23 protein-coding genes, 1 tRNA gene and 1 pseudogene are annotated in these 26,280 nt (G+C 72.8%); 19 read left to right on the plus strand and 6 right to left on the minus strand.

Annotation, left to right across the window (positions count from 1 at the left end):
• Positions 1–19: 19 nt before the first annotated feature.
• The 3 genes from BN2279_RS24680 to BN2279_RS24685 all read left to right on the plus strand — a co-directional run bounded on the left by BN2279_RS24680 (position 20) and on the right by BN2279_RS24685 (position 1,984).
• Positions 20–457 carry a molybdenum cofactor biosynthesis protein MoaE gene (locus BN2279_RS24680; RefSeq protein WP_059013246.1) on the plus strand — a complete coding sequence of 146 codons (438 nt, stop codon included), beginning with the start codon at positions 20–22 and terminating at the stop codon, positions 455–457.
• Between the two features lie 236 nt (positions 458–693).
• Complete coding sequence (locus tag BN2279_RS30045) at positions 694–867, plus strand: hypothetical protein (protein WP_199827791.1); 174 nt, start codon at positions 694–696, stop codon at positions 865–867.
• A 25-nt stretch (positions 868–892) separates the two neighbouring features.
• Positions 893–1,984 (plus strand): YlbL family protein, encoded by a 1,092-nt coding sequence (locus tag BN2279_RS24685; RefSeq protein ID WP_059013247.1) that lies wholly within the window; start codon positions 893–895, stop codon positions 1,982–1,984.
• An 18-nt stretch (positions 1,985–2,002) separates the two neighbouring features.
• Here the strand turns inward: BN2279_RS24685 and BN2279_RS24690 are convergent, their stop codons facing one another.
• Complete coding sequence (locus BN2279_RS24690) at positions 2,003–2,566, minus strand: PPA1309 family protein (RefSeq protein WP_059013248.1); 564 nt, start codon at positions 2,564–2,566, stop codon at positions 2,003–2,005.
• A gap of 129 nt (positions 2,567–2,695) precedes the next feature.
• Here BN2279_RS24690 and BN2279_RS24695 point away from each other — a divergent pair, with 129 nt between their 5' ends.
• Together BN2279_RS24695 and BN2279_RS24700 are read left to right on the plus strand one after the other, a co-directional pair.
• On the plus strand, positions 2,696–5,644 hold the full coding sequence (locus BN2279_RS24695; RefSeq protein WP_079032475.1) for a UPF0182 family membrane protein: 2,949 nt from the start codon (positions 2,696–2,698) through the stop codon (positions 5,642–5,644).
• A 291-nt stretch (positions 5,645–5,935) separates the two neighbouring features.
• A complete protein-coding gene (locus BN2279_RS24700; protein WP_059013249.1) occupies positions 5,936–7,570 on the plus strand; it encodes a tetratricopeptide repeat protein in 1,635 nt (544 codons plus the stop codon).
• A 10-nt stretch (positions 7,571–7,580) separates the two neighbouring features.
• On the opposite strand, the gene BN2279_RS24705 is transcribed toward BN2279_RS24700, so the two are convergent.
• The gene (locus BN2279_RS24705; protein ID WP_059013250.1) at positions 7,581–8,204 is read right to left on the minus strand and encodes an SACE_7040 family transcriptional regulator; all 624 of its coding nucleotides are present in this window, start codon (positions 8,202–8,204) and stop codon (positions 7,581–7,583) included.
• A 48-nt stretch (positions 8,205–8,252) separates the two neighbouring features.
• On the opposite strand from BN2279_RS24705, the gene BN2279_RS24710 reads away from it, so the two are divergent.
• The 4 genes from BN2279_RS24710 to BN2279_RS24725 are packed head-to-tail and all read left to right on the plus strand — an operon-like array spanning position 8,253 to position 13,971.
• Positions 8,253–9,866: a carboxyl transferase domain-containing protein gene (locus BN2279_RS24710; RefSeq protein WP_059013251.1), complete on the plus strand. Its 1,614-nt coding sequence runs from the start codon at positions 8,253–8,255 to the stop codon at positions 9,864–9,866.
• A 25-nt stretch (positions 9,867–9,891) separates the two neighbouring features.
• Entirely contained in the window at positions 9,892–11,886 is a 1,995-nt protein-coding gene (locus BN2279_RS24715; protein ID WP_059013252.1) for an acetyl/propionyl/methylcrotonyl-CoA carboxylase subunit alpha, read from the plus strand.
• Complete coding sequence (locus BN2279_RS24720) at positions 11,886–12,812, plus strand: hydroxymethylglutaryl-CoA lyase (RefSeq protein ID WP_059013253.1); 927 nt, start codon at positions 11,886–11,888, stop codon at positions 12,810–12,812. The genes BN2279_RS24715 and BN2279_RS24720 overlap by 1 nt, the downstream gene beginning before the upstream one ends.
• A 7-nt stretch (positions 12,813–12,819) precedes the next feature.
• Positions 12,820–13,971: an acyl-CoA dehydrogenase family protein gene (locus BN2279_RS24725; RefSeq protein ID WP_059013254.1), complete on the plus strand. Its 1,152-nt coding sequence runs from the start codon at positions 12,820–12,822 to the stop codon at positions 13,969–13,971.
• 13 nt (positions 13,972–13,984) lie between these two features.
• On the opposite strand, the gene BN2279_RS24730 is transcribed toward BN2279_RS24725, so the two are convergent.
• Positions 13,985–14,596 carry a hypothetical protein gene (locus BN2279_RS24730; RefSeq protein WP_234348079.1) on the minus strand — a complete coding sequence of 204 codons (612 nt, stop codon included), beginning with the start codon at positions 14,594–14,596 and terminating at the stop codon, positions 13,985–13,987.
• Positions 14,597–14,736: 140 nt separating this feature from the next.
• Here BN2279_RS24730 and BN2279_RS24735 point away from each other — a divergent pair, with 140 nt between their 5' ends.
• Both BN2279_RS24735 and glmS read left to right on the plus strand, forming a co-directional pair.
• Complete coding sequence (locus tag BN2279_RS24735) at positions 14,737–15,012, plus strand: hypothetical protein (protein WP_059013256.1); 276 nt, start codon at positions 14,737–14,739, stop codon at positions 15,010–15,012.
• 33 nt (positions 15,013–15,045) lie between these two features.
• Positions 15,046–16,866: a glutamine--fructose-6-phosphate transaminase (isomerizing) gene (gene glmS, locus BN2279_RS24740; RefSeq protein WP_059013257.1), complete on the plus strand. Its 1,821-nt coding sequence runs from the start codon at positions 15,046–15,048 to the stop codon at positions 16,864–16,866.
• 300 nt (positions 16,867–17,166) lie between these two features.
• On the opposite strand, the gene BN2279_RS24745 is transcribed toward glmS, so the two are convergent.
• Positions 17,167–17,688, minus strand: a complete 522-nt coding sequence (locus BN2279_RS24745; protein WP_059013258.1) for a universal stress protein — start codon at positions 17,686–17,688, stop codon at positions 17,167–17,169.
• A gap of 745 nt (positions 17,689–18,433) precedes the next feature.
• Between BN2279_RS24745 and BN2279_RS24750 the strand changes: the two genes are divergently transcribed.
• The 4 genes from BN2279_RS24750 (at position 18,434) to BN2279_RS28805 (ending at position 20,969) form a co-directional block, all read left to right on the plus strand.
• The gene (locus tag BN2279_RS24750) at positions 18,434–19,540 is read left to right on the plus strand and encodes a GlxA family transcriptional regulator (protein ID WP_059013259.1); all 1,107 of its coding nucleotides are present in this window, start codon (positions 18,434–18,436) and stop codon (positions 19,538–19,540) included.
• A 46-nt stretch (positions 19,541–19,586) separates the two neighbouring features.
• The gene (gene orn / locus BN2279_RS24755) at positions 19,587–20,183 is read left to right on the plus strand and encodes an oligoribonuclease (RefSeq protein WP_059013260.1); all 597 of its coding nucleotides are present in this window, start codon (positions 19,587–19,589) and stop codon (positions 20,181–20,183) included.
• Positions 20,184–20,273: 90 nt separating this feature from the next.
• Positions 20,274–20,349: transfer RNA gene (locus BN2279_RS24760), tRNA-His, on the plus strand.
• A 428-nt stretch (positions 20,350–20,777) separates the two neighbouring features.
• Positions 20,778–20,969 carry a hypothetical protein gene (locus BN2279_RS28805; protein WP_059013261.1) on the plus strand — a complete coding sequence of 64 codons (192 nt, stop codon included), beginning with the start codon at positions 20,778–20,780 and terminating at the stop codon, positions 20,967–20,969.
• A gap of 75 nt (positions 20,970–21,044) precedes the next feature.
• Here the strand turns inward: BN2279_RS28805 and BN2279_RS28810 are convergent, their stop codons facing one another.
• Complete coding sequence (locus tag BN2279_RS28810) at positions 21,045–21,368, minus strand: hypothetical protein (protein WP_059013262.1); 324 nt, start codon at positions 21,366–21,368, stop codon at positions 21,045–21,047.
• Positions 21,369–21,581: 213 nt separating this feature from the next.
• Here BN2279_RS28810 and BN2279_RS28175 point away from each other — a divergent pair, with 213 nt between their 5' ends.
• The 4 genes and pseudogenes from BN2279_RS28175 to rsgA all read left to right on the plus strand — a co-directional run.
• Positions 21,582–22,541 (plus strand): peptidoglycan recognition protein family protein, encoded by a 960-nt coding sequence (locus BN2279_RS28175; RefSeq protein ID WP_104531116.1) that lies wholly within the window; start codon positions 21,582–21,584, stop codon positions 22,539–22,541.
• A 38-nt stretch (positions 22,542–22,579) separates the two neighbouring features.
• The gene (locus tag BN2279_RS24780) at positions 22,580–23,293 is read left to right on the plus strand and encodes a M50 family metallopeptidase (RefSeq protein WP_059013263.1); all 714 of its coding nucleotides are present in this window, start codon (positions 22,580–22,582) and stop codon (positions 23,291–23,293) included.
• Positions 23,294–23,335: 42 nt separating this feature from the next.
• On the plus strand, positions 23,336–24,685 hold the full coding sequence (gene aroA / locus BN2279_RS24785; RefSeq protein ID WP_059013264.1) for a 3-phosphoshikimate 1-carboxyvinyltransferase: 1,350 nt from the start codon (positions 23,336–23,338) through the stop codon (positions 24,683–24,685).
• A gap of 10 nt (positions 24,686–24,695) precedes the next feature.
• Positions 24,696–25,679: pseudogene (gene rsgA / locus BN2279_RS24790) on the plus strand (ribosome small subunit-dependent GTPase A); the annotation flags it as partial.
• 121 nt (positions 25,680–25,800) lie between these two features.
• Here the strand turns inward: rsgA and BN2279_RS24795 are convergent.
• Positions 25,801–26,256 (minus strand): TetR/AcrR family transcriptional regulator, encoded by a 456-nt coding sequence (locus BN2279_RS24795; RefSeq protein WP_059013265.1) that lies wholly within the window; start codon positions 26,254–26,256, stop codon positions 25,801–25,803.
• Between the last annotated feature and the right edge of the window lie 24 nt (positions 26,257–26,280).

A 26,280-nucleotide genomic window follows, 5' to 3' on the forward strand; every position in this document is an offset into this window, starting at 1 on the left:
GGTGCGGGAGGATGGGCCCATGACGACCGACCCCATCCGGCTGCTGGCGATCCGCGACACCCCGCTCTCGGTGGACGAGGTGTTCACGGCCGTGGGCGACGCGTCGGCGGGGGGCACGGCGCTGTTCGTCGGCACGGTCCGTGACCACGACGGGCACGCGGCAGGCGCCGCCGTCACCTCACTGGCCTACTCCGCGCATCCGAGCGCGGAGGCGGAGCTGCGCCGGGTGGCCGAGGAGGTCGCCGGGGACTTCCCGGTGATCGCGCTGGCCGCCGTCCACCGCGTCGGGGAGCTGGCGATCGGCGACCTGGCCGTGGTCGTCGCGGTCTCCTGTGCCCACCGCGGCGAGGCGTTCACGGCCTCCCGCCGCCTGATCGACGACCTGAAGCACCGGGTCCCGATCTGGAAACACCAGACCTTCACCGACGGCACCACCGAGTGGGTAGGGGCCTGCTGACGGGCCCGGACGCCCGAGGTGGGGGTACCCCCGGACGAAGTCTGGGGGAGGGTAGGGGCTTGCTGACGGGCCCAGACGCCCGAGGTCGGCGCCTGCTGAGCGGTGTTCGCCGGTTCGTCCACCGCTGTTCGTGGTAACCGCTGGAAAAAGTTCGGCCGGACGGGCACTACTCCGGTTGCGCAACGCGTTTGACCAGCGGAGCGTGGGGAGTACGTCGCCGAGGTGGGAGGTAGGTCATGTCGGTTCTCGTATGGCTGTTGATCCCCGTCGCCGGGGCGTTGGTGGCCGGGGTGTGGAGCATGTGGGCCACGCGTCGCGGCACCAGCGCGGGCGGGGTCGCGGATGTGGCGGGCGTCCAGGGGTATGAGGCGTTCCGGGCGGCGATGGAGCGGGCCCCGGCGGACGGCTGACAGTGCGGTCACGTACTGTCAAGGCATGCCACGCCGGACCGCGACGCTGCTGACGTCGACTCTGCTGCTCATAGGGCTGCTCTGCGGCGGCCTCCTGATGGAGGTTCCCTACGCGGAGATGTCCCCGGGCCCCACGGTGAACACGCTGGGGGAGCACGACGGCGAGCCGGTGCTGAACATCGAGGGCGAGCGGACGTACGACACGTCCGGTCACCTCAACATGACGACCGTCCGCGTCACCGGGGTCAACTACCGGATGAACCTGCTGGAGGCCGTCGCCGGCTGGCTCTCGGACGACCACGCCGTCGTGCCCCACGAGACGCTGTACCCGGAGGACGTCTCCGCCGACGAGGTGCAGGAGCAGAACGCGGAGGAGTTCAGCCGGTCGCAGGAGAGCGCCAAGGTCGCCGCCCTGCGCGCGCTGGATTACGAGGTGGAGGAGCAGACGATCGTCTCCGCCGTGGTCCGGGACAGCCCGGCCGAGGGCCGGCTGCACGCCGGGGACGCGATCGTCGCCGTGGACGGCACGAAGGTCACCGAGCCCGGGCAGGTCGCCGAGCTGGTGACCGAGCACGAGCCCGGCGAGGACACCGTGTTCACGATCGTCCCCGCCGAGCGCGTGCAGGCCGCCCAGGACGCCGGCGAGGACCTGCCGACGGACACCGAGGACATCACCATCACCACCGCCGAGGCCACCGACGACCACCGGGCCATCGTCGGGATACAGGCCGGGATCAGCCACACGTTCCCGTTCGCCATAGACATCGAGCTGGCCGACGTCGGCGGTCCGAGCGCCGGACTGATGTTCGCCCTGGGGCTGATGGACAAGCTGACGCCGGAGGACCTGACCGGCGGTGCCTTCGTCGCGGGCACCGGCACGATCGACGACGAGGGCACGGTCGGCCCGATCGGCGGCGTGACGATGAAGACGATCGCGGCGCGGGACGCCGGCGCGGACTTCTTCCTCACGCCCGAGGAGAACTGCGCGACGGCGGCCGAGAGCGTCCCCGACGGGCTGACCCTGGTCCGGGTCGGCACGCTGGACGACGCCCTCGCCGCGCTCGCCGACATCCGCGCGGAGAACCTGGACGAGCTGTCGCTGTGCGAGACGGAGTAGCCGGGTAGCGGCGGGCCGTCAGCCCTCGAAGGTCGAGGCGAGCGCGTCGGCCAGCCCCGGGACGAGCCCGGCGCCGGTCAGCACCTCGGTCGTGCTGTCCTTCTCCCTCAGCCGGATGGCCGATTCGCGCCGTCCGTCCCGCAGCACCGCCACCGTCATCCGCACCTCCTGCCGCTCCGGATGCCGGGCGACCCAGCGCGTCAGCTCCGGGCCCGGCAGGCCCTCGGGGATGGCGGCCTCGGCGGACGGCGGCAGGATCACCCGCTCGACGGTCAGCGCGCAGCCGGCCACCGCGTCGGGCCAGGCGATCGTCGCGAGGAACTCGTCCAGCGGCAGCCCTTCGGGCAGTTCGTCCTGCTCCACCGGGGTCAGGCCGCTGTCGCCCTGGATGTCGAGCTGCTCGGCGAGCCCCGGCTCCTCGGTGCGCAGCCGCGCCGTGTCGACCAGGGCGAAGAGCTGCGCCGGGCGGTCCCAGCCCAGCCCGGCGGCGTATTCGTCGATTTCGAGCACGGCCCTGGTCAGGGGGGTGGTGGCCGTCGCCGTGGTGTCGGGCGTGTCGGGGGGAGTGTTGTCCATGGGCATATCGTGCCGTCTCACACCCCGAAATCGGGAACCGAGTAAAGCTTGAGTAAGTTAGGCGGGTGGGCCGATTCCTGGCCTGCTCGGCTTACGACCCTGCGAATCGACGAGGTGCGCGCGTTGGCTTTCCAGATGCCGGACCGGGGCTCGGGTCGCCCCAACGGTCCGAACGGGCCAAGAGGTCCCAGAGGCCCGGGCGGGCCGCGGTTCAGTGTCGGACGCCCGCCGAGAGGCGCCAAGTCCCTGTTGATCACGGCGGCGATTCTGGCCGGGCTCGCGATTCTCTTCGCGATGTTCGCCGGTTTCTGGACCGACTGGCTCTGGTATCGCTCGGTCGATTACACGAGTGTGTACCGGACGGAGCTGGTGACACGCGCGACGATGTTCGCGGCGTTCGGCGCCGTCATGGCGCTCGCCGTCGGGTTCAACATCTGGCTGGCCCACCGGCTGCGCCCGCCGCTGAGCGCCATGTCGATGGAGCAGCAGAACCTCGACCGGTACCGGATGAGCATCGCGCCGTACAAGCGGTGGGTGCTGCCGGCGGTCTCGCTGCTGATCGGCCTGATCGCGGGCGGCTCGGCGTCCGGTCAGTGGCGCACGTGGCTGGCGTGGGCGAACGGGACGTCGTTCGGGGAGAAGGACCCGCAGTTCGGGATGGACGTCGCGTTCTACGCGTTCGACTATCCGTTCTACCGCTTCCTGCTGGGCTTCGGTTTCGCGGTCGTCGTGCTGTCCACGCTGGCCGCCGCGCTGACGCACTACCTGTACGGCGGCATCCGGCTGACCACGCCGGGCAGCCGCATCACGCAGTCGGCCACCGGCCATCTGTCGGTGCTGCTCGGGCTGTTCGTGGCGCTGAAGGCCGTGGCGTACTGGCTGGACCGGTACGGGCTGGCGCTGAAGAGCGGCGACTTCCGCAACGCGGACGGCTGGACCGGCCTGCGCTACGTGGACGCGAACGCCTACCTGCCGGCCAAGACGATCCTGACGATCATCGCCGCGATCTGCGCGGTGCTGTTCTTCGCGACGCTCTGGCGGCGCGGCTGGCAGCTCCCGGTGATCGGGCTCGGCCTCATGGTGCTCTCGGCGGTGCTCATCGGCGGTGTCTACCCGGCGCTGGTGCAGCAGTTCCAGGTGCGGCCGAACGAGCAGGCCAAGGAGACCGAGTACATCCAGAAGCACATGGAGGCCACGAAGGAGGCGTACGACATCGCGGACGCCGAGATCGAGGACTACTCGGGCACCAGTGAGGCGGAACCGGAAGCGCTGCGCGACGCCGTGGAGACCACGGCCAGCATCCGGCTGCTCGACCCGAGTGTGGTCTCCCCGGCGTTCCAGCAGATCCAGCAGGTGCGCGGGTACTACCAGTTCCCCGCCGCGCTGGACGTGGACCGGTACCCGACCGAGGACGGCGACCAGGACACGGTGGTCGGCCTGCGGGAGATGAACATCAATCAGCTCCCCGAGCAGAACTGGATCAACGAGCACTTCCGTTACACCCACGGCTTCGGCATGGTGGCCGCCAGCGGCACCGAGGTGGAGGACGGCCAGCCGCTCTTCACCGAGCAGGACCTGCCGCCGACCGGCGATCTGGGCGAGTACGAACCCCGGGTCTACTTCGGTGAGTTCACCACCCAGTACTCCATCGTCGGCGGCCCGCAGCAGGAGATCGACTACGCGGGCGAGGACGGCGAGGTCGAGTACAGCTACACGGGCGACGCCGGCGTCAGCCTGGGGAACTGGTTCAACCGCGCCGCGTACGCGCTGACGATGGGCGAGCCGCAGATCCTCTACTCCGGGGCGATCGGCGCCGAATCGCAGATCCTCTACAACCGCACGCCCAAGGAGCGCGTCGAGGCGGTGGCCCCCTGGCTGACGATCGACGGCGACCCGTATCCGGCGGTGGTGGACGGCAAGATCCTGTGGATCGTGGACGCCTACACCACGACCAACGGCTATCCGTACTCGGCGCGGACGACGCTGGGCGACGTCACCGAGACGTCCCTGACGGAGAACCAGGGCGAGGTGATCGCCCAGGAGAACCAGGTCAACTACATCCGGAACTCGGTGAAGGCGACCGTCGACGCCTACTCCGGCGAGATCGTCCTGTACGAGTGGGACGAGAACGATCCGGTGCTCCAGACCTGGCGGGCGGCGTTCCCCGGCGTGGTCGAGGACAAGGACCAGATCAGCGACGAGCTGATGGACCATCTGCGGTACCCGCAGGACCTGTTCAAGGTGCAGCGGGATCTGCTCCAGCGCTACCACGTGAGCAACGCCGCGCAGTTCTACAGCGGTTCGGAGCGGTGGGAGGTGCCGGACGACCCGACCCACCAGGGCCAGTCCGTCCCGCCGTACTACCTGAGCATGAAGATGCCCGACCAGGAGGAGCAGGTCTTCTCGCTGACGACGACGTTCACCCCGCTCAACCGGGACACGTTGTCGGCCTACATGGCGGTCGAGGCGGACGCCAGAAGCGAGGACTACGGCACGATGCGGATCCTCACCCTGCCGTCCACCACGACGGTGTGGGGTCCACAGCAGGTGCAGAGCCGCTTCAACTCCGATCCGGACATCGCCGAGTCCATCAACCTCCTGAGACGCGGGGACTCCGAGGTCGAGTACGGCAATCTGCTGACGGTGCCCCTGGAGGGCGGCCTGCTGTACGTCGAGCCGGTGTACGTCCGCGGTGCCGGGCAGGACTATCCGCTGCTGCAACGGGTGCTGGTCGCCTACGGCGAGCGCATCGTCTTCGAGGAGTCGCTCGACCAGGCCCTGGACGCCGTGTTCGAGGTGACCGAGTCCGGGGAGGAACCCGGCGAGGGTGATCCACCGCCGGACGAGGGCGACGAGCCGCCGCCGACGGGCGATCCCACGCTCGAGGAGGCCGTGCGCGACGCCCAGGAGGCGTGGCAGGAGGGTCAGGACGCTCTCGCCGAGGGCGACTGGCAGGCCTACGGCGAGGCCCAGGCCCGGCTGGAGGAGGCCCTCAACCGCCTGTCCGAGCTGGAGGGCGGCGACGAGGGTGACGGCGGCGACGGTGGGGATGGCGGCGACGGCGGAGGCGACGGCAACGCCTGACGCCCCCCTGTCGTGACGAGGGGTCCGCGAGTCCGGGTGACTTGTGGGCCCCTCGTCCCATTTCATCAACCTTGGGCACGTGTTCGGCATTTGCCGGGAGGCCGGGGCTGACCTGCTGTGATGCGAGGGCCCGTCAGCCCGCCCCCGGGAAGCGGGAAGAAGCTGAACAACTCCCGCCGGAACTGTGTTTGGATGCAGCTATGTCGGGAAGTCGACAAAACGCTGAAGTTACTTCACGGGCTGCGGTATACCAGGTGTACGCAGGTTTCAGGTGGTGCCACTATGGACCTTATGGGGGACATGGCAAGGTTCGAGAGCAGCCATGCGGCGGCGCGGGAGGGTGCGCGGCTGCTGCGTCTTGGCGATCTCGACCGGGCCGAGGCGCCGCTGCGCGCCGCCGCGTCCGACGGTGAGCGCTCGGCCGCCAACAACCTCGGTGTCCTTCTCCATCAGTCCGGCCGGGTCCAGGAGGCGGCCGAGTGGTGGCGGATCGCCGCGGTCGCGGGTTCCGCCGCGGCGGCGCACGCTCTCGGCCGTCACCACCGCGAGCGCGGTGACGAGGTGGCCGCGGAGTACTGGCTGCGGCAGTCCGCCGAGTCCGGTCACCCCTCCGGCGCCTACGCCCTCGCCGACCTGCTCGACCACCGGGCGGCGCCCGGCGCCGAGCGGTGGTTCCGCGCGGCGGCCGAGCGCGGTCACCGCGAGGCGGCGTACCGGTACGCCTGTCTGATCGCCGAGTCGGACGGTGCCGCGGCCGAGCCGTGGTTCCGTCAGGCCGCGGCCCGGGGCCACCGCCGCGCCGCCCTGCGGCTCGGCGCGCTGCTGGAGGAGCGCGGCGAGACGACCGAGGCCGGCCGCTGGTACGCGGGCGCCGCCGAGGCAGGCGAGCCGCGCGCCGCCCGCGCGCTCGGCTTCCTGCTGCGCGACGCGGGCGACGTGGCCGCCGCCGAACGCTGGTGGCGCCAGGCGGCCCGGGACGGCGACGGCCCGGCGGCCAACGCGCTGGGCGCGCTGCACGCGGAGCGGGGCGAGCGTCAGGAGGCGCAGCGCTGGTACCGCGCGGCGGTGGACGCCGGGGACGTCAACGGCGCGTTCAACCTCGCGCTGCTCTGCTCGGCGCAGGGCCGGATGGCGCAGGCCGAGCAGTGGTACCGGCACGCGGCGTACGCCGGGCACCGGGAGGCGGCGAACGCGCTGGCCGTCCTGCTGCTCCAGCGCGGCGACGCGTCGGGGGCCGAGCCGTGGTTCTCGAAGGCCGCCGAGGCGGGCAGCGTGGACGCGGCGTTCAACCTGGGCATCCTGCACGCCGGGCGCGGCGAGGCGGAGCAGGCGCTGCACTGGTACGAGCAGGCCGCCGCCGCCGGGCACGCCGAGGCGGCGCTCCAGATCGCCGTCGGGCTGCTGCGCGGCGGCGGGTCCGAGGCGGACCAGGCGCGGGCCGAGGAGTGCCTGCGGCAGGCCGCCGAGGGCGGCAGCGTCGAGGGCGCGTTCCGGCGGGCCGTGCTGCTGGAGCGGCGTGGGGGCCCCGGGGAGGTCTCCGAGGGCTGGTACGCCCGGGCGGCCGAGCAGGGGCACCGCCGCGCCCAGGTCCGCCTGGGCATGTGCGCGGCGGCGCGCGGCGACATCGTCGAGGCGGCGGGCTGGTACCGGGCGGCGGCCGAGGCCGGCAGCAGCAACGGCGCGTTCAACCTGGGCCTGCTGCTGGCCCGTGAGGGCAGTGAGCCGGAGGCGGCGCTGTGGTGGACCAGGGCGGCGGAGGCCGGCCACGGCCGGGCGGCGCTGCGGCTGGCGCTGCTGGCCTCGCGCCGGGGCGACCTGGCGGGCGGCGGCACGTGGTGCACCCGGGCGATGGAGCTGGGCCCCACGGAGGTCACCGAGCGCGCCGCCCGGCTCCGGGACGCCCTGCGCCAGGAGCTGACGGCCTAGGCGGCCGGTGTCAGGAGCCGGCCGCCCGGGCGTCGGCCGCGGCGAAGGCGCCCCGGGCCATCCGGTGGAGCAGCGCGGCCGTCGCGTCCCGGTCGGGGAGCGAGCTGGGCCGGAAGAGGTGGGGGGTGGAGTTGAGCAGGCCGAAGACGGCGTGCACGCAGATGCGGGCCTGGTCCTCGGGGAGCCGGGCGTGCACCCGCCGCACCACCTCCACCCACAGCTCCACGTACTGCCGCTGGAGCTGCCGCACCCGCTTGCGCTCGGCCCCGGGCAGCCGGTCCAGCTCCCGGTCGTGGAGGGTGATCAGCGCCCGGTCGTCCAGTGCGAAGTCGATGTGGCCGGTGATCAGCGAGTCCAGCGCCGCCTCGGCCGGCAGTCCGGCGGCGGTGGCCTCCGCGACGCGCCGGCTGCCGCCGTCCCTCAGCCGGCTGCTGATGCCCACCAGCAGCTCGGTGAGCATCGCGTCCTTGCCGGTGAAGTGCCGGTACAGCGCGGGGCCGCTGATGCCGACCGCGGCGCCTATCTCGTCCACGCCGACGCCGTGGAAGCCGCGTTCGGCGAAGAGCCGGGAGGCTTCCCGGAGGATCTGCTCCCGGCGTGTCGAGGCGGGGGAGGCGGGCGAGGTGGTGGTCATGAGAGCCCATTGTAGACACGGTGGTTAGCGAGCGTTAACCTGGACGGCATGCGGCAGGCACCGACGCTGACCAGCACCGCCGACCCCACGTCCGACACCTTCCGGGCCAACGAGGCCGCCCACCGCGAGCTGGCGGCCCGGCTGCGGGAGAAGCTCGCCGCCGCCCGCCTCGGCGGCGGGGAGCGCGCCCGCGCCCGGCACACCGCGCGCGGCAAGCTGTTGCCGCGTGACCGGGTGGACGCCCTGCTCGACCCCGGCTCCCCGTTCCTGGAGCTGGCGCCGCTCGCCGCCGACGGGATGTACGACGGGCAGGCCCCGGCCGCCGGAGTGATCGCCGGGATCGGCCGGGTGAGCGGGCGCGAGACGGTCGTCGTGGCGAACGACGCGACGGTCAAGGGCGGGACGTACTACCCGATGACCGTCAAGAAGCATCTGCGCGCCCAGGAGGTGGCGCTGGAGAACCGGCTGCCCTGCCTCTATCTGGTCGACTCCGGCGGCGCCTTCCTGCCGCTCCAGGACGAAGTCTTCCCCGACCGCGAGCACTTCGGGCGCATCTTCTACAACCAGGCCCGGATGTCCGCCCAGGGCATCCCGCAGATCGCCGCCGTGCTCGGCTCGTGCACGGCGGGCGGCGCGGATGTCCCGGCGATGAGCGACGAGGCGGTCATCGGGCGCGGCCAGGGCACGATCTTCCTCGGCGGCCCGCCGCTGGTGAAGGCCGCCACCGGCGAGGTCGTCACCGCCGAGGAGCTGGGCGGCGGCGAGGTCCACGCCCGGGTCTCCGGCGTCACCGACCACCTCGCCGAGGACGACGCGCACGCGCTGCGCATCGTCCGCTCGATCGTCGCGACGCTGCCGGAGCGCGGCCCGCTGCCGTGGACCGTGCGCCCGGCCGAGGAGCCGGCCGTCGACCCGGCCGGGCTGTACGGCGTGGTCCCGGCCGACCCCCGGACCGCGTACGACGTGCGGGAGGTGATCGCCCGGTTGGTGGACGGCTCCCGGTTCCAGGAGTTCAAGGCCGAGTTCGGCACCACCCTGGTCACCGGCTTCGCGCGCCTCCACGGCCATCCGGTCGGGATCGTGGCGAACAACGGGGTCCTGTTCTCCGAATCCGCCCAGAAGGGCGCGCACTTCGTCGAGCTGTGCGACCAGCGCGGCATCCCGCTGCTCTTCCTGCAGAACATCTCGGGGTTCATGGTCGGCCGCGCCTACGAGGCGGGCGGCATCGCCAAGCACGGCGCCAAGATGGTGACGGCCGTGGCCTGCGCCCGGGTGCCGAAGCTGACGGTCGTCGTCGGCGGCTCCTACGGCGCGGGCAACTACTCGATGTGCGGCCGGGCGTACTCGCCCCGGTTCCTGTGGATGTGGCCCAACGCCAAGATCTCCGTCATGGGCGGCGAGCAGGCCGCCGCCGTGCTCGCCACCGTCAAGCGGGACCAGCTTCGCGAGGGCGAGGAGTGGAGCGCCGAGGACGAGGAGGCGTTCAGGGCGCCGATCCGCGCCCGCTACGAGGAGCAGGGCAGCGCCTACTACGCGACGGCCCGCCTGTGGGACGACGGCGTGATCGACCCGCTCCAGACCAGGACCGTGCTGGGCCTGGCCCTGACCGCCTGCGCCAACGCGCCGTTGCCCGCCACCGGTTACGGCGTCTTCCGGATGTGAGGGAGGGGACCTGATGAGGCCCGGGATGTTCGACACGGTGCTCGTCGCCAACCGCGGCGAGATCGCCGTCCGCGTCATCCGCACCCTGCGCCGCCTCGGCGTCGCCTCGGTCGCGGTCTACAGCGACGCCGACGCAGGCGCGGCGCATGTGGCCGCGGCGGACATGGCCGTGCGGATCGGCCCGGCGCCGGCCGCCGAGAGCTATCTGTCGGCCGACCGGCTGCTGGAGGCCGCCGCGCGGACCGGCGCCCGGGCCGTGCACCCCGGCTACGGATTCCTGGCGGAGAACGCCGCGTTCGCCCGGGCCGTCACCGGTGCCGGGCTCACGTTCATCGGCCCGCCCGCCCAGGCCATCGAGACGATGGGCGACAAGATCCGCGCCAAGGAGACCGTCGCCGCCGCCGGGGTTCCCGTGGTGCCGGGCGCGCACGGCGACGGCCTCGCCGACGCCGCCCGCGCCCTGGGCATGCCGGTGCTGCTCAAGCCGTCGGCGGGCGGCGGCGGCAAGGGCATGCGGCTGGTCCGCGACGCGGCGGAGCTGGACGAGCAGATCGCCGGGGCCCGCCGCGAGGCGCTCGCCTCCTTCGGCGACGGCACGCTGCTGGCCGAGCGGTGGATCGACCGGCCCCGGCACATCGAGATCCAGATCCTGGCCGACGGGCACGGCACGGTGATCCACCTCGGGGAGCGCGAGTGCTCCCTCCAGCGGCGCCCCCAGAAGGTCGTCGAGGAGGCCCCGAGCCCGCTGCTCGACGCCGCCCCCCGGGCCGCGATGGGCGCCGCCGCCGTGCGCGCGGCCCGCGCCTGCGGCTACCGGGGCGCGGGCACCGTCGAGTTCATCGTGCCGGGCGGCGACCGCGCCACGCACTACTTCATGGAGATGAACACCCGGCTCCAGGTCGAGCACCCGGTCACCGAGCTGATCACCGGCCTGGACCTGGTCGAGTGGCAGCTCCGGATCGCGGCGGGCGAGCCGCTGCCGTTCGCCCAGGACGACATCACCGTCACCGGGCACGCCGTCGAGGCCAGGATCTGCGCCGAGACCGCCCGCGTCGCCGAGGGCGGCGGCCGGGTGGACTTCCTGCCCTCGGCCGGACCGGTGCTGCTGCTGCGCGAGCCGTCCGGGGAGGGGGTGCGGGTGGACTCCGGGCTGGCGGCCGGGACCGAGGTCTCCACCGCCTACGACCCGATGCTCGCCAAGGTCGTCGCCCACGGCCCCGACCGCGCCACCGCCCTGCGCCGCCTGCGCGCCGCGCTCGCCCGCACCACCGTCCTCGGCGTGGACACCAACACCGGGTTCCTGCGCCGCCTGCTGGCCCACCCCGACGTCCGGTCCGGCGACATGGACACCGGCCTGATCGACGCCGCCGCCGCGTCGCTGGTCCCGGCCGGGGTGCCCGACGAGGTCTACGCGGCGGCGGCGCTGCTGCGCCACGCCGCCCTGGCGCCGCGCCCCCGCGCCGGGGAGTGGACCGACCCGTTCGCGGTGCCGTCCGGCTGGCGGCTGGGCGGCGAGCCCGCCTGGACCGCGCACCCGCTGCGCGTGCCCGGCCGGGAGCCGGTCACGGTGCGGGTGCGGCCGGGCGAGGTCGCGGTCGGCGACGGCGGGCCCGTTCCGGCGCGACTGCTCGACGGCCCGGCCGAGGGCGTGGTGCGCGTCGAGGTCGCCGGGGTCGCGTACGCCTTCGCCCACGCCGCCATCGCCGAAGGTCACTGGCTGGGCCGCGACGGCGACGCCTGGCACGTGCACGGCCACGATCCGGTCGCCGCGGCGGGCGGCGGCCGGGCGGAGGGCGCCGGGACGCTGACCGCACCGATGCCCGGCACGGTCACCGTCGTCAAGGCGGCCGTGGGTGACGAGGTGACGGCGGGCCAGAGCCTGCTGGTGGTCGAGGCGATGAAGATGGAGCACGTCATCGCCGCCCCGCACGACGGGACCGTCACCGCGCTCGACGTGACGGCCGGTGCCACGGTCGCCATCGATCAGGTGCTCGCCCGGGTCACCCCCCGGGAGGCGTGATGGCCGTTCCCGACGAGTACCCCGCGCGGGTCCGTATCCACGAAGTCGGCCCGAGGGACGGCCTCCAGAACGAGCCGGTCGTCGTCCCGGCCGCCGTGAAGGCCGAGTTCATCCACCGGCTGGCCGACGCCGGGCTCACCACCATCGAGGCCACCAGCTTCGTGCACCCCCGCTGGGTGCCCCAGCTCGCGGACGCCGAGGAGCTGTTCCCCCTGCTGGGGGACCTGGACGGGGTGCGGCTGCCGGTCCTCGTGCCCAACGAGCGCGGCCTGGACCGGGCCCTGGCCCTCGGCGCCCGCGAGGTCGCGGTCTTCGCCAGCGCCACCGAGTCCTTCGCCCGGGCCAACCTCAACCGGACCGTGGACGAGTCGCTCGCCATGTTCACCCCCGTGGTGGCCCGCGCGGTCGCGGCCGGCGTGCCGGTGCGCGGCTATCTGTCGATGTGCTTCGGCGACCCGTGGGAGGGCGACGTGCCCCCCGGCCAGGTGGTCCGCGTGGCGCGCCGCCTGTCCGACCTCGGCTGCGACGAGCTGAGCCTCGGCGACACCATCGGCGTCGCCACCCCCGGCCGGGTCACCGCGCTGCTCACCGCGCTCGGCGAGGCGGGCATCCCGGCCGGCCGGCTCGCCGTCCACTTCCACGACACCTACGGCCAGGCCCTCGCCAACACCCTGACCGCCCTCCGGCACGGCGTCACCACCGTGGACGCCTCGGCCGGCGGGCTCGGCGGCTGCCCGTTCGCCCGGAGCGCCACCGGCAACCTCGCGACCGAGGACCTGCTGTGGATGCTCGACGGCCTCGGTGTCGAGACCGGGGTCGATCTCGGCCGGCTCGTCGCCACCAGCCGCTGGCTGGCCGGACACCTCGGCCGGCCCAGTCCGTCCCGCACCGTGCGGGCGCTCTCCCCTCCCTCCGACCAGGAATGAGGACGACGTGGACCACCGCCTGTCACCCGAGCACGAGCAGCTGCGCCGGACCGTCGAGGCGTTCGCCCACGACGTCGTCGCCCCCCGGATCGCCGGGCACTACGAGCACCACACGTTCCCCTACGAAATCGTCCGGGAGATGGGGAAGATGGGCCTCTTCGGCCTGCCGTTCCCCGAGGAGTACGGCGGCATGGGCGGGGACTACCTCGCCCTCTGCCTCGCCCTGGAGGAGCTGGCCCGCGTGGACTCCTCCGTGGCCATCACCCTGGAGGCGGGCGTCTCGCTGGGCGCGATGCCGATCCACCGCTTCGGCACCGAGGAGCAGAAGCGGGAGTGGCTGCCCCGGCTGTGCGCCGGGGAGATCCTGGGCGCCTTCGGCCTGACCGAGCCCGGCTGCGGTTCGGACGCGAGCGGCACCAGCACCACGGCCGTCCGGGACGGCGACGCGTGGGTCGTCAACGGCACCAAGAGCTTCATCACCAACTCCGGCACCGACATCACCGGCCTGATCACCGTCACCGCCGTCACCGGCCGCCGCCCGGACGGGGCACCGCTGATCTCCACGATCATCGTCCCGGCCGGCACCCCCGGCCTCACGGTCGCGCCGCCCTACTCCAAGGTCGGCTGGAACGCCTCGGACACCCACGAGCTGTCCTTCGCCGACGTCCGCGTCCCCGCCGCCAACCTGCTCGGCGAGGAGGGCCGCGGCTACGCCCAGTTCCTCAGCATCCTGGACGAGGGCCGCATCGCGATCTCGGCGCTCGCCACCGGCCTGGCCCAGGGCTGCGTGGACGAGTCCCTCGCCTACGCCCGCACCCGCACGGCGTTCGGCCGCCCGATCGGCGCCAACCAGACGATCCAGTTCAAGCTGGCCGACATGGAGGCCCGCACCCACACCGCCCGGACGGCCTGGCGCGACGCGGCGTCCCGGCTGCTGGCGGGCGAGCCGTTCAAGAAGGCGGCGGCCATCGCCAAGCTCCACTCCTCGGACGTGGCGGTGACGAACGCCCGCGAGGCCACCCAGATCCACGGCGGGTACGGGTTCATGAACGAGTACCCGGTGGCGCGGATGTGGCGCGACGCGAAGATCCTGGAGATCGGCGAGGGCACCAGCGAGGTCCAGCGGATGCTGATCGCCCGCGAGCTGGGAGCCGCGTGAGCGCCCGGACGGATCAGCCGGACGCGTTCTCCGGGTCCTGGGGGGCGGCGTCGCCCGCGGACGGCAGGTCACCGCGTTCCACCGGCTGCTCGGAACCGGCCTCCGGGAGGATCGCGTCCAGTTCCTCGTCGGTCGCCGGGCGGGTCCAGGCCAGGGCCGTGCGCAGATCCTCGCGGGACACCGCCTCCGGGTCGGCCTCGACCGTCACCGTGCCGTTGCTGTCCTCCCGCAGGTACGCGTGCCCGCCGCCCTCGGCGGGCACGCGGTACCAGGCGTCCACGTCGTACACGCAGCCGCACGTCGCCTCGTCCACCTCGCCGCGGTCCACGACCAGGTGGAGCTGCGTGCCGGTCTCCGAGGAGACGTAGGTGCTCTGGTAGCCGTCCTCGCCCGAGGGCGCGACGGACTGCTCGGCCAGCTCGTAGCCCGCCAGCTCGATCACGTAGACGTGTTCGAGCGTGGTCTCCAGGGCCGCGGCGCGGGCCTCCAGGTCGGACCGGTCCGCCTCGGGCGCCGCCGTCGTGTCCGCCGAGGCCGGGTCGTCGCCCGAGTCATCGGTGCAGGCGGTCAGGACGGGCGCGCACAGCAGCGCCGGGAGCAGAAGAAGTAAAGGAGCGCGTTTCACGTGCTCCATCATGCGCCGGTCGCGCGCCGGGCTGTACACCACCCCCGGCACGGGCGGGGGAAGGGGCCCGTCCGACACGCCCGTGCCCGAAATCGGGCAGGATTGTTGCGAAAAGCATCCCGGCTCCGCAGTATCGAGGAGTGCTCGAACGCCGTACGCCCCACGACGACCTCGTGGACCACCTGGTCCGCAGCACCCCGCTCGCCCGCGGGGAAGCCGCGCGGGTGGTCCTCGACGTGCTGGCGTACTTCGACGAGACCGCCGAGGAGTTCGTCCGCAGGCGCCACCGGGAGCTGCGCGCCCGGGGGCTGACCAACGAGGCGATCTTCGAGCGGATCGCGGCGGAGCTGCCGCATCGCGCGGTGGCACCGCCCGGACTGTCGCTGCGGCAGCTCCGGCGGATCGTGTACGGCTGAGCGGGACCCAACAGACCAGCAGGAGGAACGCCTATGTGCGGGATCGTCGGATATATCGGGAAACGAGATGTGGCCCCCCTCCTCCTGGAGGGTCTCCAGCGGCTGGAGTACCGGGGCTACGACTCGGCCGGCATCGCCATCCACAGCAGCGGGAAGGGCGGCGGTCTGAAGACCGTCAAGAACGCCGGACGCGTGCGGGAGCTGGAGAGCAAGGTACCGGCCCGGTTCTCCGGCACCTGCGGCATCGCGCACACCCGCTGGGCCACCCACGGCGCGCCCAACGACGTCAACGCCCACCCGCACCTCGACGGGCCCGGCCGGGTCGCCGTCGTCCACAACGGCATCATCGACAACTCCGCCGAACTGCGCGCCAAGCTCGCCGCCGACGGCGTGGAGCTGGCCTCCGACACCGACACCGAGGTGCTGGCCCACCTGATCGGCCGCGCCCAGGCGCAGACGCTGGAGGAGAAGGTCCGCGAGGCCCTGCGGTACATCGAGGGCACCTACGGCATCGCGGTGCTGCACGCCGACTTCCCCGACCGGATCGTGGTGGCCCGCAACGGCTCGCCCGTCGTGCTCGGCATCGGCGAGAAGGAGATGTTCGTCGCCTCCGACGTGGCCGCGCTCATCAGCCACACCCGCCAGGTCATCACCCTGGACGACGGCGAGATGGCCACCATCAAGGCCGACGACTACCGCACGTACACCACCGACGGCAGCCGCACCGCCGCCTCGCCGACCACCGTGGAGTGGGAGGCCGAGAGCTACGACATGGGCGGCCACGACACGTACATGCACAAGGAGATCGCCGAGCAGGCCGACGCCGTGGACCGGGTGCTGCGCGGCCGGATCGACGACCGGTTCGCCACCGTCCGGCTCGGCGGGCTCAACCTCGACGCCCGCGCCGCGCGCGGCGTCCGCCGGGTGAAGATCCTCGGCTGCGGCTCGGCCTACCACGCGGGCCTGATCGGCGCGCAGCTCATCGAGGAACTGGCCCGCATCCCGGCCGACGCCGAGCCGGCCAGCGAGTTCCGCTACCGCAACGCCGTGGTGGACCCCGACACGCTCTACATCGCCGTCAGCCAGTCCGGCGAGACGTACGACACGCTGGCCGCCGTCCAGGAGCTGAAGCGCAAGGGCGCCATGGTGCTGGGCGTGGTGAACGTCGTCGGCTCCGCCATCGCCCGCGAGACGGACGGCGGGGTCTACGTCCACGCCGGGCCCGAGGTGTGCGTGGTCTCCACCAAGTGCTTCACCAACACGGCCGTCGCCTTCGCGCTGCTCGCGCTGCACCTCGGCCGCATCCGCGACCTGTCGGTGGCGGACGGCAAGCGGATCATCGACGGGCTGCGGAAGCTGCCCGAGCAGATCGCGGAGATCCTCCGGGACGAGGACCGCATCGCGAAGGTGGCGGCCGAGTTCGCCGAGTCCAAGAGCATGATGTTCGTCGGCCGGGTGCGCGGCTTCCCGGTGGCCAAGGAGGCGTCCCTGAAGCTGAAGGAGGTTTCCTACATCCACGCCGAGGCGTATCCGGCCTCCGAGCTGAAGCACGGCCCGCTGGCGCTGATCGAGCCGGCCGTGCCGACGGTGGCGATCATTCCGACCGACGAGCTGCTGGAGAAGAACCGCGCCACGCTGGAGGAGATCAAGGCCCGGTCCGGCCGCATCCTGGCCGTGGCGCACGAGGAGCAGCCGAAGGCCGACGACACCATCGTGGTGCCGCGCAACGAGCCCGAGCTGGACCCGGTGCTGATGGGCATCCCGCTCCAACTGCTGGCCTACCACACGGCCCTGGCCCTCGGCCGGGACATCGACAAGCCCCGGAACCTGGCGAAGTCCGTCACCGTGGAGTGAGGCGGCCCTGACCGGGACGTGAGCAACGCCCGGGACACGCGGCGACCCCCGGGGTGCGTGCCACCATACGCACCCCCGGGGGCCGCCATGCGCGCCGGCGTCGCCCATTACGCCGGCGGGGAGAAGCCGTCGACGGGTCCGTCACCTCCCGCCGAGCGGCTCAAGCTCAGTCGATGTCCCCTTTATGCCCATCACAAACGCACAATCCACCCTTGGTGGCGGATGAATTTGGTGAATCCCCGGTGAGCTGCGGTTCTGCGGCGAATCCGTGGGCGTCGGGCTGTCCGGCGGGCGCGCCGGTCAGGGGATGACGATCACCGGACGCCGCGCCCGGCGCGCCAGGCGGCCCGAGACCGAGCCGAAGAGGCGGCCCAGCAGCCCGTGCGTGGCCCCCACGACGATGGCGTCCGCCGAGAACTCCCGGCCGACCTCCTCCAGTTCGTGACAGATGTCACCCCCGCGCTCCAGCAGCACCCACGGCACGTCCGCGAGGTGCTCGGCGCAGGACAGTTCGAGCCCGAGCACCTCGGTGCTGTGGTCGGGCACGTCCACCAGCGCGGGCGGCTCGCAGCCGGCCCAGACGGTGGTGGGGAGGCGGTTGGCGACATGCACGATGATCAGCCCGGACCGGGAGCGCCGGGACATGCCCACCGCGTACGCCAGGGCCCGTTCGCTCGACAGGGACCCGTCGAATCCGACGACCACGCCGTGCTGGAAGGCCGGATCGCACGAGACCCGCGGCTCTGCGGCCGGGTCGGGCGGTGACGCGGGGTCGATGACGCGCCTGCGATCCGCTGGTTCGGGAACGTCGTATCCAGCCATCGGAGCCTCAGCGGGGGTCAGTGAGGAAACCTCGTGAGCGTGTCGGGGATGGAGGTGACGCACGGAGAAGCGGAGAAGATCCTTCGCCGTTTCCGTGGCTCTCCCTCCAGAGTACGGCGCCGGACAGCCGGATCCCAGAAACGGTGCGTGCGGAACCGGAGACCCTGCGTTGACGCCGTGACGGAGCAGCATGCCCTACGGGCGCCCGGCCGCGCAATGCTTTCGGACACATCGCGACACGGCCGCCTCCGGAGCGTGACCGGCCCCGCGAGCCGCCCCGCGCCCGCCTCCCGGACGCCGCGTCCGCCCCCGCGCGAGCAGCGGCGGCTCGCTGAGGGTGGCCGGGGAACTACAGCGCCGCGAACCGGCGGACGCCCCCGGCGTACGCCCCGCTCGCGGTCGGACTGTCGTGCCGACAGCTTTTATTTTCAGCCAACTTCCCCTCATCAGAACCACGTTGCCCACCCATCCCGACAACACCTTTCGCAGGCCGGGGCGGTGACGCGGGCTCGGTTCCGGGCCCTCCCGGCGACGAGTGCCGAGGTGAGGCCCACTTCCCCCAACTGCCCGTCCGTGTAACGCTTCCTGATCGAATGCTTCACGCCACGTTGTCATGTCGACTTAGCGCCGAGTGGTGAACTTGTCCCGCCAACCTCAACCGACACAGTAGATTCGATCTTGGCAATGACGTCGGGGGAAACGTGGCAGGACCGAGAGGATGCGACGACCGAGGGAACTGAGGAGCATGAACCAGGACCCAACGCACGGCCCCGAGCCCGCCGTCAAGCTGGCTGCCCGCCGCCGCCGCGAAGTCGTCGCGGTGGTGCTGTTCAGCGGCAGTCCCATGTTCGAAAGCTCCATCCCGCTGTCCGTCTTCGGCGTCGATCGCCAGGATGCCGGGGTGCCGCGTTACCGTCTGCTCGCCTGCGCCGGCGAGGAGGGACCGCTGCGCACCACCGGCGGTCTCGAACTGCGCGCCCCCTACGGCCTCAGCGCCGTCGCCAGGGCGGGCACCGTCATCGTCCCGGCCTGGCGGTCCATCACCGGCCCGCCACCGGCTCCCGCGCTCGCCGCGCTGCGCCGTGCGCACACCGAGGGGGCCCGGATCGTCGGGCTGTGCACGGGGGCCTTCGCCCTCGGCGCGGCCGGGCTGCTGGACGGGCGCCCGGCGACGACCCACTGGATGTACGCCCCGACGCTCGCCAAGCGCTATCCGTCGGTCCATGTGGACCCCCGGGAGCTGTACGTGGACGACGGCGACATCCTGACCTCCGCCGGCACGGCCGCCGGGATCGACCTGTGCCTGCACATCGTCCGCACGGACCACGGCCCGGAGGCCGCCGCCGCGCTGGCCCGCCGCCTGGTGCTGCCGCCCCGCAGGGGCGCCGGCACCGAGGCGCAGCCGCACCGGCACCTCGACCGGTCTTTACCCGAGGACATCGGAGCCGATCCGCTGGCCGAGGTCGTCGCGTGGGCGCTGGAGCACCTGCACGAGCAGTTCGACGTCGAGACCCTGGCCGCGCGGGCCTACATGAGCCGCCGCACCTTCGACCGCCGCTTCCGGGCGCTGACCGGCAGCGCGCCCCTCCAGTGGCTGATCACCCAGCGGGTGCTCCAGGCGCAGCGGTTGCTGGAGGTGTCGGACTACTCGGTGGACGAGGTCGCGGGCCGCTGCGGGTTCCGTTCGCCGGTGGCCCTGCGCGGTCACTTCCGGCGGCAGCTCGGCTCCTCCCCGGCCGCCTACCGGGCCGCGTACCGGGCGCGGCAGCAGGACACGGCGGAACGCGGCAAGCCCGTCGGCGACGGCTTCTCGCCCCGCCTGCCGGGCCAGCGCGGGCGCCCCGCGGGGTGAGCGACGCTCGCGGACCGGTCGCGCCCGGCGACGTAAGGTTGTTCGCATGAACGACCGCATGGTGTGGATCGACTGCGAGATGACCGGACTCTCGCTGGCCGACGACGCGCTCATCGAGGTGGCCGCGCTGGTGACCGACTCCGAGCTGAACGTGCTCGGCGAGGGGGTGGACGTGGTGATCCGCCCGCCGGAGGCGGCGCTGGCGTCGATGCCGGAGGTGGTGCGGGCGATGCACACCGCCTCCGGGCTCCTGGACGAGCTGCCGGGCGGCACCACGCTGGCCGACGCGGAGCGGCTGGTCCTGGACTACGTCCGGGAGCACGCGCCGGAGGCCGGGAAGACCCCCCTGTGCGGGAACTCGATCGGCACCGACCGGGGCTTCCTCGCCCGGGACATGCCGCTGCTGGAGTCGCATCTGCACTACCGCGTGATCGACGTCTCCTCGGTGAAGGAGCTGGCCCGCCGCTGGTATCCGCGGGTCTACTTCAACAGCCCCGAGAAGGGCGGGAACCACCGGGCGCTGGCGGACATCAAGGAGTCCATCGCCGAGCTGAGGTACTACCGCGAGGCCGTCTTCGTGCCGCAGCCGGGCCCCGACTCCGAGGCGGCCAAACGGATCGCCGCCCAGCACGTGGTGCGCTGAGAAACGCGGGCGTCGGCAGGGCCGCGGACCCTGTACACTCATAACCCGGCCGGTGCGGAAGGGTTTCTTCTCCCGCTTGAACCGGTCATGGTGGGCGTAGCTCAGTTGGTAGAGCACCTGGTTGTGGTCCAGGTGGCCGCGGGTTCAAGTCCCGTCGCTCACCCCAGACGATCAAGGCCCGACCCGCGGAAACGCGGTCGGGCCTTCGTCATGTCGCGAAGCCGGGAACACGACGGGAACCCGTCTGTCGGAAGTTCTTCTCATACTCCCCGTGATGGCGAGCGTCGGGAGACGCCGGCGCGAAGGCGGGGCTCGCGCCCCGAACCGCCGGCCGGCGCCGCGCGGCCGGGCAGCGCCGTCGTCCGTCGTCGGTGATGGAGACGGAAAGTCGGTCCGGGTGGGGACTGCGCGTCAACGACACCGCGGGACCGGCCCCGGCAGACTGGACGCGCCGGGCGGGGGAGAGCCCTGGAACACCGGGCTTGCGACGGGCGTGGCGGGTGACCGTTCACCCCCCGCCCGGCGCCCGCGGTACCGGCGCCGGGAGTCGCCCGCCGCCGGACAGCCCCTCTCACGCTCGCGAATGGAGAAGCGATGACACGCGTGCGACGCCTGATCATGACCGGCGCGGCGACCGCGCTGCTGGCGGCCGGAGCCAGTCCCGCGCTCGCCGACGACGCCCCGGCCGACGACGGCTGGTCGACCGTGGTGCCCCTGGACGACAGCTGGATCACGGACGTCCCCCTGGACGACGGCTGGTCGACCGTCACCCCGCCGGTCCCCTGACCGCGCCACCCCAGGCGAAGGCCCGGCTCGCGTTCGGCGCGGCCGGGCCTTCGCGCGGTCCGGGGCCGGGTGGGCTCAGGAGGACCGGAGCCGGCGGAGCTCGGGAATCAGGTGGCGGCGGACGTACCGGCGGATGCCGCCGCGGCCGACGCGGCCGTGGATGACCTCGGCGCCCGCCGGGCGGGCCAGGCCGGCCAGCCGCTCACGGCTCGCGGGGCCCACGCCGCCGCCGATCACCAGCGCGCCGACGCCGCCCGCGGCCAGCAGGCGGACGGCGTCCTCGTCCGCCGTGACGCCCGCCGCCTCGAAGCCGTTCTCCCGCAGCGTGGCGACGGCCTTGTCCACGATGCTCCGTCCGCGGCCGATGATCAGGACCGACACCGGGTACCCCCTGTACATGTCATGGACCGCGGTCGACGGCCCTGCCCTCACCCTGCCCGCCCGACGCAGGCGCAACCGGGAACACGCCGGTTCGCGCGCCACCGCGCCGATCGTCCATCGTGCCCCCCAAAAGGGCGTTATTTCCGTCAAGTTGGGCACGGGGTGCCACTCCCCGTGGCAATCTGATTACAGCGTCCGGGGCGCCCCGCCCCGGAGCGAAGGGGGATTGCTGTGGCTTCTCCACTCTCCGCCGACTCTCTGCTGAAAGCGCTGAAGAACGAGGGCGTCAAGGTCGTCGAGTACAAGTCGTGGCGCACGAACAACCGCAATGAGAAGGGCCCCTGGGGACCGGTGAACGGGGTGATGATCCACCACACCGTCACCACGGGGACCGACGCGACGGTCGAGCTGTGCTACGCGGGTCGCTCGGACCTGCCGGGGCCGCTGTGCCACGGTGTCATCGCCAAGGACGGCACCGTGTACCTGGTCGGCAACGGCCGGGCCAACCACGCCGGGTCCGGTGACGGCGACGTCCTGGCCGCCGTGATCGCCGAGGCGTCCCTGCCCGCCGACAACGAGGCCGACACCGACGGCAACACCCACTTCTACGGGTTCGAGTGCGTCAACCTCGGCGACAACAAGGACCCGTGGCCCCCCGAGCAGGTCGAGGCCGCGGTCCGCGCCTCCGCCGCGATCTGCCGGGCCCACGGCTGGGGCACCACGGGCGACACCTCGGTGATCGGCCACCTGGAGTGGCAGCCGGGGAAGATCGACCCGCGCGGCCCCGGCATCACGATGGGCGACGTGCGCAAGCGCGTCGCGGAACGACTCAAGCACGCCGCCGACTGGAATCCGGAGGAGGACGACATGGCCGTGTCCGACGACGACATCGAGAAGATCGCGCTGGCGGCAGCCCGTCAGGTGGCCCTGTACAAGGACACCCGGCTGGACAGCCGGGACGCCCGCCAGATGTGGGACGACGCCTCGTCGCCGCACCACACCTGGCAGTTCAAGGCCGAGGGCGCCACCAAGGACGCCTGGGGGCACCTCACCGCCCTCGTCGCCGAGGTGACCGCGCTGCGGGCCGCCGTCGCGGAGCTGACCGCCACGCTGGCGGCCGGCGACGGGAGCGTGGACGCCGACGCGCTCGTCGCCCGGATAGAGCAAGCGATCACACAATCCGCGAATTAACCCCACACTGACCGGCGGGCCCCTAAAATCGGCCCGCTATGGACATCGCTGACTTCGACGAGTTGTGGAACCGGGTGACCGGCACGCAGCCGGAGCCCGAGCTCTGGCTGATCCTCGGGACGGCCGCCCTCGCCCTCGCGGCGGTCACGCCGTTCGGCGTCTGGCGCCTGTCCCGCACCACCATCACGATCGCGCACGAGGGCGGCCACGGGCTGATGGCCCTGCTGACCGGGCGGCGGCTGGAGGGCATACGGCTGCACTCCGACACCTCCGGGCTCACCGTCTCCCGTGGCAAGCCCTCCGGCTTCGGCATGATCCTCACCGCCGCCGCCGGGTACACCGCGCCCTCGCTGCTCGGGCTCGGCGGCGCGGCGCTGCTCTCCGAGGGCCGCATCACCGCCCTGCTGTGGGGGGCCACCGCTCTCCTGCTCGCGCTGCTCGTCATGGTCCGCAACGCCTACGGCGTGCTGGCCGTGGTCCTCACCGGCGCCGCGTTCCTGCTGGTGTCCTGGCTCACCGGGCCGGACGTGCAGGCGGCGTTCGCGTATCTGGTGGTGTGGTTCCTGCTGCTGGGCGGCGTCAGGCCGGTGTTCGAGCTCCAGACCAAGCGCCGGCGTGGCGCGGCCCGGGACTCCGACGCCGACCAGTTGGCCCGGCTGACGCACGTGCCCGCCGCGATGTGGTTCCTGTTCTTCCACGCCGTCACCCTGACGTCCCTGACCGGCGGCGCTCGCTGGCTGCTCGGCCTGTAGTTCCGGGTGGAGGCGGCGCGTCGCGCACTAGAGTGAGTGTTTATGACCGACCACAGCGAAAACCTCGCGCTCTGGCCCGCGCCCCTCGCCTCCGGCGCGGTCGATGCGACCGTCACGGTGCCCGGATCCAAGTCGGTCACCAACCGCGCCCTGATCCTGGCCGCTCTCGCCGCCGACCCGGGGTGGCTGCGCCGCCCGCTGCGCTCCCGCGACACGCTCCTGATGGCCGACGCGCTGCGCTCCCTGGGCATCAGCATCGAGGAGACCGTCTCCTCCAGTTCCGCCGTCTCCGGGCTGCCGCGTGGCCGCGGCGAGTCCTGGCGGGTGATCCCCGGCATGCCGCAGGCGCCCGCCACCGTGGACGTGGGGAACGCGGGGACCGTGATGCGCTTCCTGCCGCCGCTCGCCGCGCTCGCCGAGGGGCCGGTGCGCTTCGACGGCGACCCCCGCTCCCACGAGCGCCCGCTGGGCGGCCTGATCGACGCCCTGCGGGCCCTCGGCGCCCGCGTCGAGGACGACGGGCGCGGCGCGCTGCCCATGACCGTGCACGGCGCCGGGTCGCTCGACGGGGGGCATGTCGAGGTCGACGCCTCCACCTCGTCGCAGTTCATCAGCGCCCTGCTGCTCTCCGCGCCCCGCTTCAACCAGGGCATCGAGATCCGCCACACCGGCCGCACCCTGCCGTCCGTGCCGCACATCCGGATGACCGTGGACATGCTGCGCAAGGCGGGCGCCCAGGTGGACTCGCCCGACTCCGGCGGCGAGCCCAATGTGTGGCGGGTCACCGCGGGCGCGCTCCTCGGCCGTGACCTGGTGGTCGAGCCCGACCTGTCCAACGCCCAGCCGTTCCTGGCCGCCGCGCTGATCACCGGTGGCTCCGTGACCATCCCGGACTGGCCCCGGCGGACCACGCAGCCCGGTGACGAGCTGCGGCGGATCTTCACGGACATGGGCGGACGCTGCGTCCTGGACGACCGGGGGCTGACGCTGACCGGCTCCGGGCGCGTGCGCGGCATCGACGCCGACCTGAGCGACGTCGGCGAGCTGACCCCGGGCATCGCGGCCGTCGCCGCGCTGGCCGACTCGGAGTCCGTGCTGCGCGGTGTCGCGCACCTGCGGCTGCACGAGACGGACCGGCTGGCCGCGCTGACCAAGGAGATCAACTCGCTGGGCGGCGACGTCACCGAGACCGCCGACGGTCTGCGCATCCGCCCGCGCCCGCTGCACGGCGGCGTCTTCCACACCTACGAGGACCACCGGCTCGCGACCGCGGGCGCGATCCTGGGTCTCGTCGTGAAGGACATCGAGATCGAGAACATCGCGACCACCGGCAAGACCATGCCCGACTTCCCGGATCTGTGGCACCGGATGCTCTCGGGAGAGAGCGACTAGGTCGGCCGCCATGCGCCGGTACGGGAAGCACACCGACGAGGACGACATCCGGGTCCGCCCCAGCCGCCGGGGCACCCGGCCGCGCACCAACCGCCGCCCGGCCCACGAGGACGCCACCGAGGGCTTCGTGCTCACCGTGGACCGGGGCCGCGTCCACTGCCTGGTCGGGGACCGCACGATCACCGCGATGAAGGCCCGGGAACTGGGCCGCAAGAGCGTCGTGGTCGGTGACCGGGTGGCCGTCGTCGGGGACCTGTCGGGTGACAAGGACACCCTGGCGCGGATCGTGCGGGTCGAGGAGCGCCGGTCCGCGCTGCGCCGCACCGCGGACGACGACGATCCGTTCGAACGGGTCGTCGTCGCCAACGCCGACCAGTTGGCCATCGTCACGGCCCTCGCCGACCCCGAGCCCAGACCGCGCCTGATCGACCGCTGCCTGGTCGCGGCGTTCGACGCGGGGCTCGACCCGCTGCTGATCCTCACCAAGTCCGACCTGGCCCCGCCCGACGCGCTGCTGGACAGCTACGGGTCGCTCGGCATCCGTCATGTGGTGACCACGCGCGAGGAGTTCGACGAGGAGACCGTGGGCCGGGTGCGGGAGCTGCTGGCCGGGCGCGTCACCGCGTTCGTCGGGCACAGCGGGGTCGGCAAGACCACGCTGGTCAACGCGCTGGTGCCGGAGCGGCAGCGGGCCACGGGCGAGGTCAACGCGGTCACCGGCCGGGGCCGGCACACCACCGTCTCCGCGCTCGCCCTGCCGCTGCCCGGCGGCTCGGGCTGGGTCATCGACACCCCGGGCGTGCGGTCGTTCGGGCTGCACCACGTGGACCCGTCCCGGGTGATCCACGCCTTCCCCGACCTGGAGCCGGGAACGGTGGAGTGCCCGCGCGCGTGCAGCCACGACGAGCCGGACTGCGCGCTGGACGCGTGGGTCACCGAGGGCCACGCGGACCCGGCCCGCCTGCACTCCCTGCGCCGCCTGCTGGCGACCCGGAACACCGCGCCTAGTCGCCCTCGCGGCGTCTGCGGGCTGTCTCTCATACACTTCTCCGAGCCCCAGAGCCAGCTAGAAACCTCGTACGCCGTCTTTTGCTTGAAAACAAACATTCTCCGGATTAATTTGTCTTAAAGCGCTCGTAGTAGTCTTCCGCCTCGGCGGGCGGGGTGCGGCGGGCCAGGGCGCGCACGGCCCGGTCGCGCAGCTCGGCGACCAGCTCGCCGGGCCGCCACACGGACTGCGGCAGCCCGGCGCCCGGGCAGCCCACGAGGGAGCCGCGGACCAGGACGTCGGCGTGGGCGGCGCGCAGGATCCAGTCCGTCATCCCGGCCATGGTCTCGGCCGGTGACGCCTGGTCGCCGGAGCAGAACGCGCGGAAACCGTCGAGGAACGCGGTGACCTGACGCTCCGCCAGCGCCGCGCCCAGCCCGGCCTTGTCGCCGAACTCGTTGTAGAGGGTCTGCCGGGACACCCCGGCCGCGCCGGCGATCTCCACCATCCTGACCACGGTCCAGGGGCGTTGCTCCAGGGCGTCCCTGGCGGCACGCAGCAAGGACTCACGCGCGGTGGGCATCTTCGCCTCCTCGCACCGGTACAA

It is taken from the genome of Streptomyces specialis (genome assembly GCF_001493375.1).
In the GTDB taxonomy this organism is placed as follows: domain Bacteria; phylum Actinomycetota; class Actinomycetes; order Streptomycetales; family Streptomycetaceae; genus Streptomyces; species Streptomyces specialis.